Origin of the sequence: Sphaerisporangium aureirubrum (genome assembly GCF_042658925.1) — a bacterium.
In the GTDB taxonomy this organism is placed as follows: Bacteria; Actinomycetota; Actinomycetes; order Streptosporangiales; family Streptosporangiaceae; genus Sphaerisporangium; species Sphaerisporangium aureirubrum.
The window spans coordinates 14203-27864 of record NZ_JBHSRF010000017.1 but is presented as its reverse complement, the minus strand read 5'-3'; the positions used below and the strand labels follow the sequence as shown (position 1 = coordinate 27864).

At 73.1% G+C, this 13662-nt stretch carries 8 protein-coding genes; 3 read left to right on the top strand and 5 right to left on the bottom strand.

Features of this window, described 5'->3' with window-relative positions; translation table 11 throughout:
- Nucleotides 1-49 precede the first annotated feature (49 nt).
- From ACFP1K_RS14765 to ACFP1K_RS14755, 3 genes are read left to right on the top strand one after another with little or no spacing between them, the layout of a single operon-like run.
- Nucleotides 50-979 (top strand): carbon-nitrogen hydrolase family protein, encoded by a 930-nt coding sequence (locus ACFP1K_RS14765; protein WP_380752413.1) that lies wholly within the window; start codon nt 50-52, stop codon nt 977-979.
- A 3-nt stretch (nt 980-982) separates the two neighbouring features.
- Nucleotides 983-1801, top strand: a complete 819-nt coding sequence (locus ACFP1K_RS14760) for a carbon-nitrogen hydrolase family protein (RefSeq protein ID WP_380752410.1) — start codon at nt 983-985, stop codon at nt 1799-1801.
- The gene (locus ACFP1K_RS14755; RefSeq protein WP_380752407.1) at nt 1798-2868 is read left to right on the top strand and encodes an MSMEG_0565 family glycosyltransferase; all 1071 of its coding nucleotides are present in this window, start codon (nt 1798-1800) and stop codon (nt 2866-2868) included. Before ACFP1K_RS14760 ends, ACFP1K_RS14755 begins: the two co-directional genes overlap by 4 nt.
- Nucleotides 2869-3022: 154 nt before the next feature.
- Here ACFP1K_RS14755 and ACFP1K_RS14750 read toward each other — a convergent pair whose 3' ends face one another.
- The 5 genes from ACFP1K_RS14750 to ACFP1K_RS14730 all read right to left on the bottom strand — a co-directional run bounded on the left by ACFP1K_RS14750 (nt 3023) and on the right by ACFP1K_RS14730 (nt 13576).
- Entirely contained in the window at nt 3023-3778 is a 756-nt protein-coding gene (locus ACFP1K_RS14750; protein ID WP_380752404.1) for a maleylpyruvate isomerase family mycothiol-dependent enzyme, read from the bottom strand.
- 61 nt (nt 3779-3839) lie between these two features.
- Complete coding sequence (locus tag ACFP1K_RS14745; RefSeq protein WP_380752401.1) at nt 3840-4211, bottom strand: MmcQ/YjbR family DNA-binding protein; 372 nt, start codon at nt 4209-4211, stop codon at nt 3840-3842.
- Nucleotides 4212-4252: 41 nt separating this feature from the next.
- Entirely contained in the window at nt 4253-5314 is a 1062-nt protein-coding gene (locus tag ACFP1K_RS14740; protein ID WP_380752398.1) for a hypothetical protein, read from the bottom strand.
- A gap of 79 nt (nt 5315-5393) precedes the next feature.
- Nucleotides 5394-7436, bottom strand: a complete 2043-nt coding sequence (locus ACFP1K_RS14735) for an MBL fold metallo-hydrolase (RefSeq protein WP_380752395.1) — start codon at nt 7434-7436, stop codon at nt 5394-5396.
- Nucleotides 7433-13576 (bottom strand): nSTAND1 domain-containing NTPase, encoded by a 6144-nt coding sequence (locus ACFP1K_RS14730; protein ID WP_380752392.1) that lies wholly within the window; start codon nt 13574-13576, stop codon nt 7433-7435. Before ACFP1K_RS14730 ends, ACFP1K_RS14735 begins: the two co-directional genes overlap by 4 nt.
- Between the last annotated feature and the right edge of the window lie 86 nt (nt 13577-13662).

Here is a 13662-nt window from a genome sequence, read left to right as displayed (position 1 = left end):
CCGCGCGGAGGCTGGACGGCGAGGCCGAGACGACGAGAAGGGCTGGGCGATGACGATACGCATGGCCGCCGTGGCGGCACCGTTCGACAGGGACGTCGAGGGCTGCTTCGCCCGGGTGGAACGGCTGGTGGCCGCCGCCCGCGCCGACGGGGTGCGGCTGCTCGCGCTGCCCGAGGCGTGCCTCGGCGGGTACCTGCACAGCATGGACGGCGACCCGTCCGACACGCCGCCCGCGCTGGACCCCGGCGGCCCGGAGATCCGGCGGCTGGCCGCGCTGGCGGGCGACATGGTGGTGTGCGCCGGGTTCTGCGAGGCGGCCGGGGACCTGCGGTACAACAGCGTGGCGTGCGTGACCGGCGACGGCGTGCTCGGCGTGCACCGCAAGGTCCACCAGCCGCTCAGCGAGGACGCCCTGTTCGCGGCCGGTGACGGTTTCGCCGCCTTCGACACGCCGGTCGGGCGGCTCGGCATGATGATCTGCTACGACAAGGCGTTCCCCGAGTCGGCCCGCTCTCTGGCCCTGGACGGCGCCGAGATCGTGGTCTGCGTCTCGGCCTGGCCCGCCAGCCGCACCGACCCCGCCCCCGACCTGGCCGACGACCGCTGGACCCGCCGCTTCGACCTGTTCGACCAGGCCCGCGCCCTGGAGAACCAGGTGGTCTGGCTGTCGGCCAACCAGTCCGGCACCTTCGGCAGCCTCCGCTTCGTCGGCAGCGCCAAGATCGTCGGCCCCGGTGGCGAGATCCTGGCCCGCACCGGCGTGGACGGCGGCACCGCCACCGCCGAACTCGACGTCCCCGCCACCCTCACCACCGCCCGCCGCTCCATGGGCCACCTCCGCGACCGCCGCCCCGCCGCCTACCTCGCCCCCGCCTTCCCGGCCGCCCCCGCGCCCGTGCCCGGCACCGGCCCCGCGTCCCGTACCGCTCCCGCGTCCGGTGTGGACGGCGCGGCAGCGGCGGCGGCCGTGGGGTCCTGAGCGGTGGTGCGCATCGCGGCGGCCTCCGCGCACTTCGGCCGGGACCTGGAGTTCGACCTGCAACGCGTCGCCAAGCTGATAGGCGACGCGCGGGCCGCCGGGGCCGCGCTGCTGGTGCTGCCGGACGCCACCCTCGGCGGCTACCTCGCCGACCTGCGCCACCCCGACCCCGACGCGCTGCCGCCCGCCCTCGACCCCGGCGACCCCGTCTTCAAACGGATGGCGGGCCTGGCGGGCGAGATGGTGGTCTGCGCCGGCTACTGCGAGGCCGACGGCGCCGACCGCTACAACGCCGCCGTGTGCCTGACCGGCGACGGCGTCCTCGGCCGCCACCGCAAGGTCCACCTCCCCGCCGGTGAGATCACCGCCTACGCCCCCGGCGACCGCTTCGACGCCTTCGACACCCCCGTGGGCCGCGTCGGCATGCTCATCGACTACGACAAGACCTTCCCCGAGTCGGCCCGCTCGCTGGCCCTCGACGGCGCCGAGATCCTGGCCTGCCTGTCCGCCTGGCCCACCAGCATCACCAACCGCGCCCCCCGCATGACCCAGGACCGCCAGTCCCGCCTCTTCGACCTGTACGACCGCGCCCGCGCCGCCGAGAACCAGGTCGTCCTGGCCTCCTCCAACCAGACCGGCGCCATGGGCGGCATGCGCTTCCTCGGCCAGGCCAAGGTGGTCGGCCCCGGCGGCGAGATCCTCGCGCGCACCTGGTCCAAGGCCGGCCTCGCCGTGGCCGAGGTGGACGTCCCCACCGAGATCGCCCGTGCCCGCCGCGTCCTGAACCACCTGGCCGAACTCCGCCCCGGGAGCTACCGGTGAGGATCGCCCTGCTGACGTACTCGACCAAGCCGCGCGGCGGCGTGGTGCACACGCTGAGCCTGGCCGAGGCGCTGGCCGCCGCCGGGCAGGACGTCACCGTCTGGACGCTCGCCCGGGGCGGCGACGGCGGTTTCTTCCGCGCCGTCGACCGCGCCGTGCGGCAGGTCATCGTCCCGTTCCGCGACATCCCGGGCGAGAGCGTGGGGGACCGGGTGCTGCGCTCCATCGCGGTGATGCGCGCGGCGTTCGACCCCCGGGGCTACGACGTCGTGCACGCCCAGGACTGCATCAGCGCCAACGCCGTCGAGGACTGCGTGCGGACCGTCCACCACATCGACCACTTCACCACCCCCGAGCTGATCGCCTGCCACGAACGGGCCATCGCCCGCCCGCACACCCACGTCTGCGTCTCCGCCGCCGTCGCCCGCGAACTGGCCGCCGGCTGGGGCATCGCCGCCACCGTCATCCCCAACGGCGTCGAGGCCGAGCGCTTCGCCGAGGCCGCCCGCCACGCCGACCTCCGCTGGCGCGCCCGCTTCGGCCGCTACGTCCTCACCGTCGGCGGCATAGAACCCCGCAAGGGCTCCATGGACCTCCTGGAGGCCTACGCCCTCCTGACCGACACCGACCCCGACCTCCGCCTGGTCGTCGCCGGCGGCGAGACCCTGTTCGACTACCGCGACTACCGCACCGCCTGGGACCGCCGCGCCGCCGCCCTCGGCGTCGACCCGGTCGTCCTCGGCCGCGTCGGCCACGACGACCTCCCAGGCCTGGTCGCGTCCGCCGCCGTCTTCGCCTTCCCCTCCCTCAAGGAGGGCTTCGGCCTCGCCGCCATGGAGGCCCTGGCCGCCGGCGTCCCCCTGGTGACCCGCGACCTGGCCGTCTTCCGCGAGGTCTTCACCCCCGCCGCCCGCTTCGCCACCACCCCTCGCGACTTCGCCGAATCCATGCACCACGCCATGACCACCCCCGACCCCACCCGCCGCACCGCAGGCAGAGAACTGGCCGCCCGCCACACCTGGCCCACCGCCGCCGCGAAGCACATCAGGCTGTACAAGGCCCTCTGAACACATCACCCATCCGGCCACGGCGACGGGCGGACCGCTGAGGCCGCGTCGTGGGAGAGTCCCCGCCGACGACCGCCGCCGCCGCGACGCACCGGCTTGACGGCACCGGCGTTCGGAACGCACGCCGTTCCGGGACGCCGCGGCGGCGCGGTGGTCACTGGGTGGCGGCGGTGCGCAGGGTGTGGAACTGCGTGAGGAGCGCGGGGTCGCCGGAGAGGCGCACGGCGTCGTCGCCCGTCCGGTTCCAGAGCCACAGCAGGAGCGGTGCGGGCTCACCGCTGACCAGGGCGTCGCCGTCGAAGCCGGTGGCGGCCTCCTGCACCTCGATCCCCTTGGGGGTGGCCCGGACGCTCCAGGCGTGATGTCCGGTGGCGACGGTGACGACGCGCTCGTCGGGCGCGTCGAGCAGGGTGCCGTAGTCCTCCCGCCAGACGACGCTCCCGTAGCCCATGAACAGCTTCAGCATCTCGTCCACCCCGTCGAAGGCGAGATCGCCGGGCACGGGGGAGACGTCCCCGCCCAGCGCCAGCTCCGCGTCCACGCGGTGGATGACGGTCTCCTGGGTCATCCGCCGGATCCAGAACCCGACCGTCTGGTCGGGCTCATGCCAGGTGGCCGCGTGGTCCCCGGGGGCGCGCCCCTCGAAGGTTCCGGTCAGCGTGGCGTACATCTCGTCCAGCAACGCCACCGACCCCGGCTGGACCGTCTCCGGCGGCCAAGGCTTGGGAGAGACCCCGAGCCGGATGGACTCGGCCTTGTGCAGATAGACATAACCAACATGCTGCGCGAGGTCGGCCACCGTCCACTCCGGGCACGAAGGCACCCGCGTCGCGAGATCGCCGGCACCGACGGCCGCCCGCAGCAGGGCGAACTCGTCCTCAAGGTGGCTGAGAAAGCGTGAGGTTTCCATACCCCCATCGAACCAGCCCGCCCGGGCGACCGCCTCCGATATCCCGCCACCCGGCGGCGGATCACGCCGGAGTGTGCTCCTGGTCGTACGCGGCGGCGACCCGCTTGGGAACGGCCATGCGCCACGCGTCCACGAGCAACTCCCGCAACTCGTCCCGGGTCACGGCCGAGAGCCGGACCACGATCCACTGATAACGCATGTTGGCCGCGTCCGGCATCAGGAACTTCTCAGGCTCGGCCGCGACCGCCGCCTCACGCTCCTCCTTGGGAAAGCCACACCCCATCAACGTCTCGTCCCGGGACAACGTGGCGTACACGATGCGCCCGACGTTGAACTTGACGCGGTCGCGCACCAGCCTCTCGATGGTGCGCGGCAGGGACATGGCCATCTGCCGCACGTCGTCGGCGGTGATCGGCGGCTCTGTAGCAGTCACGGGCGACACGGTAGCGGCCCCCACCGACAGAACCGGATCGCTCATCTCAGCGTGGAGGACACCAGCTGCGGACGGCCCGCGCCGAGGAAGAAGATGCCCGGGAAGCCCTTGGTCTCGAAGCCGGCGCTGCGGTTGCGACGGAACGCCGAGTGCTCGATCCGCAGCGTCCCGGTGCGGTCGTTGCTGACGAAGAAGACGGCCCCGCCGCCCTCCCTGGCCGTGTTGTCGGTCACGACCGAACCGGCGATCCGCACGGTGAACCGGTTGCCGTCGGTGTAGATCGCCCCGCCGCTGCCGCCGCCGGGGGTGCCCCCGCGCGCCGGGTTGGCTCCCCGTCCGATCGCCTTGTTGTGCGTGAACACGCTGTTCAGCACCACCCACGACACGCCGATGCTGCTCAGCGCCCCGCCGTTGGAGCACACCCCGCCCTGCCCCGCCGCGCCGCCGAAGGTGCTCTTGACGACGTACACCGGCAGATCCCGCCACTGGTCCAGCACCCGCACCGCCGCCCCGCCCACATCCGGCCCCGTCGCGTCACACCGGTTGCGGGCGAAGCCGGAGTTCACCACCTTGAACCGCCCACCACGCACGAACACGGCCCCACCTCCGCCGCCCTCGGCCCGCTCCCCGGTCGCGTTCCCGTCCGCGAACCTGATGTTCTGCACCGTCAGCTGCGGCCACTGCTGGTCGTCGCAATGCGACGTCGTCCACACCTGCGCCTTGTCGCAGGTGTTCATGTACAGGATCCGCCGCTTCCCCCCGCCGCTCAGCGTCACCTTGCCACCGCCGTCCAGCACCACCCGCTTGCTGGTGTTCCGCACCTTGGCCGTCGCCCGCATCACGATCGTCACGGCCTTGGCCCCGCACGCGAACCGGATCAGCCCGCCCTTGGCCACCGCCGCCACCACCGCCGCCGACGTGCAACTCGCGGGCGTCCCGTTCCCCACCACCCGGTCGGGCCGCGAGGTATTCACCGCCCGCCCGTCCGCCGGCACCGCGGCCCTCCCCGCGGGATTCCCCGGTCCCGCGGCGGCCCCTTGAGCACTCACCGGAACGGCGAGACCCGCCAGGACCATGACGATCACGACAGCAGCACGGCTCATCAGCACGCCCGCGATGCTACTGCGGCGCTTCCTGCACATCACTCCCTTTCGCGTATTTCATCACCCCGGTGCCCGTGGCTCACTTCCAGAGACCGGTGGCGACGGTGGTGTGACCACGCACCTGGAGGACCTCCCGGAAGTCCCGCTGGCGGTGCGGGACGCCGTGCACGAGCATGATCTCCCGGGGCCCGGTCTCCTCGGCGATGTCCAGCAGCCCGCGCCTGTCGGCGTGGGCCGACAGACGCATCATCTCGACCCGGGCCCGCAGCGGGACGTTCGTGTCCCGGCCGCCGTCGTGGAGGGTCAGGTGGGACGCCCGGCCGCCGGCGAGCCTGAGTAGGGCCGCGCCCCCGGACTCCTCGTCCTGGTAGCCCGACAGGAACAACGCGCTGTGCGCCTCCGGCAGGATCTGGGCGGCCCATTGCACCGCCGGCCCTCCGGTGAGCATGCCCGACGTGGTGATCACGACTCCCGAGGTGAACCGCCGCAGGTCGGCGGGACGGCGGGCGCGGGCCACGTTGCCCCCGAAGATCTGCAAGGGGGCGGGCGCGGCTGCCGTCAGGCGCTCGAAGGACGCCGTGACGTCGGCGGCCATGCCGTCCACCAGCACGGGGACGTGCGGCAGGTGGGTGCGCATGAGCAGGGCGATCTCCTGCGCGCGGCCCAGCGCGAACGCGGGGATGAGCACGCGCCCGCCCGCGGCGCAGACCTCCGACACCGCCTTGACCAGATCGCCGACCCGGGTCTCCCGCGGCGCGTGGTCCTCGGCGCAGCACGTGGACTCCATGACGAGCAGATCGGCGTCCAGCGCGGAACCGGGCAGCCGGTAGCCGTCCACGGTCTCCTGCCGGAACCCGGAGATGTCCCCGGTGACCACCACCCGCTGCTCGCCGGCCCGCACCACGACCCCCGCCGCCCCGAGGACGTGCCCGGCGGGGAACAGTTCGACCGTGACGTCCCCGATCACCCGCTCGACCCCGACCGGCACCTCCTCGCAGCGCCGCACCGCCTCCTCGACGTCCTCGCGCCCGTACAGCGCCTCACCCGCCGCCCCCCAGTCGCGGTGCAGACGCCCTCGGTCGCGCATGAGCCGCGCCGAGTCCGCCCACATGCGCGGCATCAGGAACGTGGTCTCCGGGGTGGCGAGGATGCGCAGTCCCGGCAGGCGGGCCGCCAGGGCGGGCACGTACCCGCAGTGGTCGACGTGCGCGTGGGTCACCACGACGGCGTCCGGCGGCATCCCCGGCAACACGTGCGCGATGTCGCCCGGCGGCTGCGCGGGATCGCCCGGCCGCAGTCCCGCGTCGACGAGCAGGCGGGTCTCCCCGGCCTCCACCAGCACGCACGATCCGCCGATCTCGGTCCCCCCGCCGAGGGGGTGGACGGTGAGACCGCGCTCCCTGACGACGCCGGCCCGGGGCACGCCGGACGGGGGCGGTGGCGCGACGATCGCCTGTAGCGCCGCGACCAGCGCCTCGGGCGTGATCCCGGCCGCCGACGCCGCCACCGCGAGCGCCGGGTCGTGCGGGTCCGCCGCGGCCGGCGGCGGGTTGCGGGGATCACGGGCCTCGGCCCCGCCCTCGGCCGCCGGGCGCCGCAACGACCGCAGCAGCCCGGTGGCCAGCGCACGCGGATCCCCGGCCCGCCGGTGCAAAGCCGACACCTGGGTGTCGAGCTCCTCGGCCCGCCGCTCCGCGTCGGCGAGCGCCACCTCGGCGGCGCTCAGCGCGAGCGCCGCCTGCTCGCGGCGGGCGCTCTCGATCCTCAGCTTGTCCCCCGACTGCTGTAAGCGGTCCTGGTAACGCCTACGCAGCCTCTCCCGCGCCGCGTCGTCCCTGGCGAACTGTTCGGCCACCCGCACCCCCGCCCGCGCGGTCCCGCCGTGCGGCGACAGCAGCAACGCGGCGAGCACGGCCTCCCGTGGCCGGTCACGCGGGATCCGCGGCCCGGCCCGCCGTACGGCCGCCCGCAGCGAGGGCACCTCGACCAGGGCGTCGAGGATCATCTGGCGGTGCTCGACGGCGAAGGTGCCGACGTCGAGTCCCTGCCCGGCCAGGCCCGGTCGCGCCAGCATGATCCCGGCCGCCGCCCGCAGAACGGGCAGCGCCGGATCGGGGTTCACCGCGACCGCCCCATCCACTGGGTGGCCCTCAGCAGCACCGTCTCGAGCCGGAGGGCCCCTTCCTCCAACGGCACGAGGGCGCCGAGGATCCTGAGCACCTCGACCAGGTCGGCGGTGGAGAGGTAACCCTCCTCGCGGAGGCTCGCCGGGGACAGCGGATCGGCCTCGGAGACGCTCACCGCGGCGAGGAACTCGGCGATGTCCTGCGGTGACGAGGGCGGCCCGCCCAGGGCGACGAGCGATTCCCAGGCCGCCGCGACCGCCCTTCCCGAGAGCACGCCGGTGGATCGCACGAAATGGTGGGGTTCCTGCTCCAGGAACGTCCGGCAGGCCGCCAGCGCGTGTTCCCGGTCGGCGTCGCCGGCGGTCAGCCCCTGGATCACTTTGCTGATCAGCACGGGCCACCCGCCGGTGACCCCCAGCAGCGCGTCCTGGCTCGGCTCGTCCTGGAAGCCGAGTTCCGCCTCGTACATCCACTGCCGGATCGATGGCCGGTCGAACCTCTGCAGCTCGGTCACCTCGGCCTTGCCGGAGAGATCGCGCTCGGCGCCGCCCGCGGCCGGCAGCCATGCCGAGGCGTACTCGGCAGGGGCGATCACCACGACCGCCAGCGTGCCCCGGGTGGGGACGGAGACCGCTTTCGCCGCCGCCGCCACCGCGTCGGCGCCTTCCTTGAACGGCCGCCTGGCGAGGTCGACGATCACGAGGTCGTGGGCGGGACTCCGGACGGCGCGCTGCACCGCCCCGTCGAAGGTGAGACCGTCCTCTCCCACCCGCAGGACCTTCGCCCTGTGCCGCGGCGCCGCGTCGTCCAGGAAGGTGGCCACCCGGTCGACGTGCAGGGCGGCCGATCCCGCGACCATGTGCAGGGCGTTGCGCGGGCTGAGCAACCGTGTCACCTGGCTGCCGGTCAGCGGGGAGCGGTCCTCGTTGTGCTTCGAGGCCTCCCGGTAGGACTGCGCGTCGAAGGAGTCGGGCAGGTCGAAGCCCTCGGCGTGCCCGAGCACGGACTCGATCTCGTCGGCGCCGCCGAGAAGGGTGAGGATGTGCGGGGTGCGCAGCCGGTAGCACTCCCCCTCGGCGGCGAGCACACCCAGGTTGACGCACTCGTCGAGCAGCCCGCGGAAGCCGTCGCTGGTGGAGTCCCGGAACCCCTGCGGCCACCACTGGAGGCATTCGGCACGTAGCTGGGCCGCCGTCAGCACGGCGCCGGTCTCGTTGTCGAGCGCCTGGAACGCCACCGTGTAGGCGATGACCTTGTAGCGCTTGTCCAGGTTCAGCGTCCAGTCGAACCGGTCGCGGAAGCCGCGCGCCAGCCTCTTGTCCCGCCACACCGCGTCCACGTGCTCACGTGTGATCTCGTAAGGCAGGGCCGCCTCGGGCAGGGGCAACCGGCGCAGCCGCATCAGCAGAGCCTCGGCGAAGAGCTGAATGAGGGCGGGCGCGTTGTTCGCCTCGGCGATGATCCGCGCGGCCAGCCGTGCGGGCAGGCGGAACCCCAGCGCGGCCAGGGGCTTGGTGAGGAGATTGTAGGCGTCCTGCGGATCGAGCGGGCCGACCGCTATGGGATCGCCCAGATGGGCGAGAGGCGCGTTGGAGAGGCTCTTGAACCTGACGGTCTGGTGCAGCCCGGCGAACACGACCTTGACCCGGTGGCCCGTGTGGTCCATCAGGTCGCGCAGCATGATGACGTTGGCGAAGGAGGCGTCGCGCGCGTCCTTGTTGAGGAACTCGTCGGCCTCGTCGAGCAGGACGAGCAGCTGGCGTGCCGGGTCACCCTCGATCCACTCGCGCACACCGCGGCAGATGGCCTCGGGATCGGCCCACGGCGCGGTCCGCGGCAGCACCTGCGCCTCGGTCAGCTTCTCGGCGAGCATCGGCCACAGCGCGGCGACGGGCTGCGTCCTGCCGATGTTCTGGATTACCTCGGAGATGACCTTCCGATCCTGGTCGGTCTCCTGGACCTTGCGCTCGGCCTTGCGCAGCAGCGCGGACTTGCCGAGCTGCCGCCCGCCGTACACGAACGACGAGCCGGTCCTGCTGGTCACCTCCCGCAACTGGTCCTGCCGCCCGTAGAACATCTCCTCGGGGACCTCGCCGACGGGCGCGTAGGGGTTCGACGCGGTGAAGGGCGCCAGCAGGCTCACCGTCGTCGCCCAGTTCGCGTCCGGCAGGCAGGCGAGGTACGCGATCAACGCGTCGTCGAGCACCGCGACCACCGGGGTCGGCCTGCGCCGGCTCAGCACCGTGAGCTGGTGCCGCTGCTCGGGCGAGAGCACCCCGAAGTAGAAGACCAGGATGGTCTGGTCCTCCGGCTGGTCCTTCAGCCACTCGATGACCTCCTTCGGCCCGGAGGGACGCCACACCAGCAGCAGGCGGAGCCGGTCACCGGAGGGGCTCATCTGCGAGCCGAAGTCGGGCAGGAGAGCGTCCCCGATCCGCTGGACGTGCTTCAGGGTGATCCACTGCCGGTTCTGTTCCGAGGCGCCGGCCTTCTGCTCCGCCTCCAGGCCGATGAGCTGGAGGATCGCCGCGACCGCGGTCGTGAAGTTGCCTGCCGCCTTCGGTCCCTGCGCCACGGTGATCCAGGTGCGCAGCCCGTTCTCCGCCACCCTCCGCCGGCCGCGCGGCACGGCGGAGACGAAAAGGCCGGCTTCGCCCAGGAGCCGCGCGAGGCCGGGCGCGGCGACATCGCCGCCGCGGAGCAACGCGTCCTTGAGCGACTGCAGCCACTGGGCGCTCTCCCTGCCCCGCTGGTGTCCCCGCAGCCGGGCGGACATGTCCTCGAAGGCCCGGGGGAACCGCGGGTAGAAGCGCTTCAGATGATCGACGGTGTCGGGGCTCTCCGGCAGATCGTTGCCCGCCTTCGCCTGGGCGGTGAACTCCCGTGCGGTCGTCAGGTCGCCCGCCTCGACGAGGGAGGCGATCCGGTCCTGGACGGCCGCGACATCGGTGTGACCGGCGCTCAGCTCGCGCAACGCGTGAAGTTCCGCGCCGATCGCGCCGGCCCTGACCTCCTCCGCTTCGCGCTCCAGCTCGCCGAGGTCGCGCGAGACCACGCCGAAGTCGTCCCGGTCGTCGTCGCCGAGCGCTCCGAGCCTGGTCGTGAACCGGGTGGCGTCCTCTTCGGTGAGCACGCCGTCCCGCCGCCACTCCGCGATCCGGTCCATGATCGCCTCGATCTTGGCGCGGCGGCGCTGCCGCGCGGCCTCCACGAGCGTGTCCCGCCGCGCGCGCAGCGCCGCGGCGAGGACCGGGTCACGGGGCGCGAGGACGTTGAGCACCGCACGGGTGCCTTCGTGGTCGTCCATCGCGGCGCGTGCCTCGAAGGCGGCCCCCCAGTCCCGTGTCCGCGAGGCGCACACGGCCATGAGCTCGTCCAGCTCGGGCGGGGCCGCCGGGGCGAGGGTGTCGGCGGCGATCCGGATGCCGGGGGACAACAGCAGGTCGCAGTTCAGCACGTGAGCGGGAAGGGGCTCGGGACGGTCCAGGGGCTCGCCGGCCAGCAGGCCGAGCGTGGCGCCGGTCAGCATCCTGGCGCCGAGGGCCGCGTCGGCCATCCCGGGCTGTGACGAGTCCGCCAGCAGCGTCAGTTCCTCGTCGACCTGTTCGCGGTGCCGGGCGACGGTCGCGCGTAGTTCGTTCAGGTGCCTGGCGGCCCAGGAGACACCGGAGTCGTCGGTGCGCGACGCCTCGACCTCCTTGGCGGTCGTCACCCAGACCGCGACCGCGTCGAGCGCCCTGGCGATCTTCTCGATCAGTTTGGCGCGGGCGCCGGAGTGGATGTGGCTGCCGCCCGGGCTCCCGGCCCGTTGCTTGGCCGTCTCGTCGATCAGCCGGTCGATCGCGTCTCCGGCCCGCAGGACGTCGAGCTTCCGTCCCGCCTCGCCGGCCATGGCCCTGTCCCCGCGGGCGGCGATGGCCAGCAGTTCGCCCGGTCCCTTGGTGTCGTCCTGGAGCAGGGACTTCCACACCTCCGTGGCCAGCGCGAACTTGATCTTCTGTGACGGTCCCTCCTCACGGATCTTGGCGGCGCTGGCCGCTGCCTCGCGCAGGTTGTCCTCCGCCTGCGAGGCGTCGTACAGCTTCTCCGACAGGCGCGGGGTCAGGTAGGCGCCTGTCTTGGCCAGCTTGCTGAAGGCGTCGCCGTAGGCGGTCAGCCCGGGATAGGGCGTGAGCGTCGGCGCCAGCTCGTCCAGCAGCTGCGCGGCCTCCGGCGTCGGGTGGATCACACAGGTGCGCAGTGCCGCCGCCCACGCGAGGGTCTGCCCCGCCGGGTCGGCGGCGAGGGTCTTCATCGAAAGACCCGCGGCGTTGTCGATGAACGCGGCGGACAGCCGCCCGGCGAACTCGCTCATCTCCGCGGCGATCGCGGCGCACCGGCGCGCCCCGGCCTCGGTGGGCGGCCGCCCCATGGCGTGCCGCACCCACGCCGCCAGGGCGAACCGGCCGCTCCGCACCGCCGCCGCCTCGGCCTCCGCCGCGTCGCCGAAGCCCGTCGCGAACGCCTCCCGCCGTGGTTCCTCCAGCACACCCGGTGCTTCCGGGACGGGCGCACCTCCGTCCGGTTGTTCCAGCGCGACCGGTTCTCCGTCCGGCTCCTGCGGTGTGGTCGGCTCCTGCGATGCGTCCGGTTCCTGCGATGCGTCCGGCTCCTCGGGCACGTCCGGCTCCTCGGGCACGTCCGGTTCCTCCGGCACGTCCGGTTCCTCCGGCACGTCCGGTTCCTCCGGCACGTCCGGTTCCTCCGGCACGTCCGGTTCGCTTGGCTCCGCCGGGTCCTCTTGTTCTCCCGATTCCTCTGGAACGGTGACCGGAGCCGACGAGACCTCGCCGTCCGGCGCGGGGCGGGTGGTTCGCGGAGTGCCGGCCCTCGGGGGCTCGGTCCACCGCTCCTCGATGAAGACGTCCAGCGAGGTCAGGTCCTCGGCGGGCGGTGTGGCGGTGGGAGGCGGGCCGCCGGGGAAGACCAGATGGCCGCCCGTGGCGGCCACGGTCACCGCCCTCCAGTGGGTGGGCGCCTCGGACCAGAAGCGTTCCTGCAGTTCGGTCACGTGCATGACGGCGGCAGGATCGTCGCGCAGGGCGATGATCTCCGCCAGAAGCTCCACGACGGGCGACCGCGCCGTCGCGGCGGCGCGGATCTCGCCGAGGACCGTGGACAGCGCGGGCGGCCCCTCCAACCGGGTCATCGGCTGGAGCCGGGCACGCTGCTCCTCGGCGGACACCAACTGGTCGAACGCGACCTGGAAGGCGGCCATCGACGCCTCGGGGATCGGAGCGCCGCGCACCGACTCCAGCCGTGCCCGCATCGCGTCCATGGCGGACGCGCAGCCTCGCATCGTCCCGATGTCCTCCTCGGCGGGACGAACACCGCCGGCGAACGCCCGGTGCGCCCGTTCCGCGGCCTCCGAGGCGCCGGACAGGCGACGTCGCAGGTCGTCCAGCTCGGCACGCAGCACCTCGACGGACGGCTCGACGGCGTCCGCGTCCGACCCCGCGGGAACGGTCATCTCACACTCCTCGGCCTGGGGGACGGCTGACGCCTCCTCGGTGTCCGTCCGGTGGCCGGCGCCGGCGGGCATGGCGGCCCTCAGTTCGAACCAGGAGACCGGGTGCTCCGGGAGAGCGGGATGCGTGTCGCGAAGCAGGAGCCATCCGGTGCGGACCTCGTGCGCGGCCTCGGGTCCCATGCGCCCGGCCGGCGCGGCGAGGAACCCGAGGGCCAGCGGGGACAGGGGCAGTTCCCGGCGGTATATGTCGGCGAGAACGAGGTCGACCAACGTGTCGGGCATCGACTGCGAATTCCTCAACGCCCAGACGAGGTCACACGCCGCGGTGAGCGTGGTGCCGGCGTCGTCCGGATGGAGAAGGCGTGCGCAGTCGCCGGCGGAAAGCTCATGATGGTTCTCGAAGGCCGGGAAGAGGGGGGCGCTCAGCGCGAACAGCAGCGAGTCCCGTCTTTTCCTGTCGCTTCCCCGCAGGACGCGCAGCAGTCCGGTGGCGGCCGACACGCTGACCGAGCGCAGCTCGGGCGCTCCCACATGGCTGAGGACGCCTTTTCGGATGACGGCCGGATATTGCCGTATCTCCACAAGATCGTCGGCTGTCATCCTCTGCGCGACATCCGAGAGGATCACATCCACGCTCCCGAACACGGGTAGTGCGCGTGCCTCGCCCAGAGGGGCTTGGTGCCGGCCGTGTGGGCCGTTCGCTGTGCAGCATC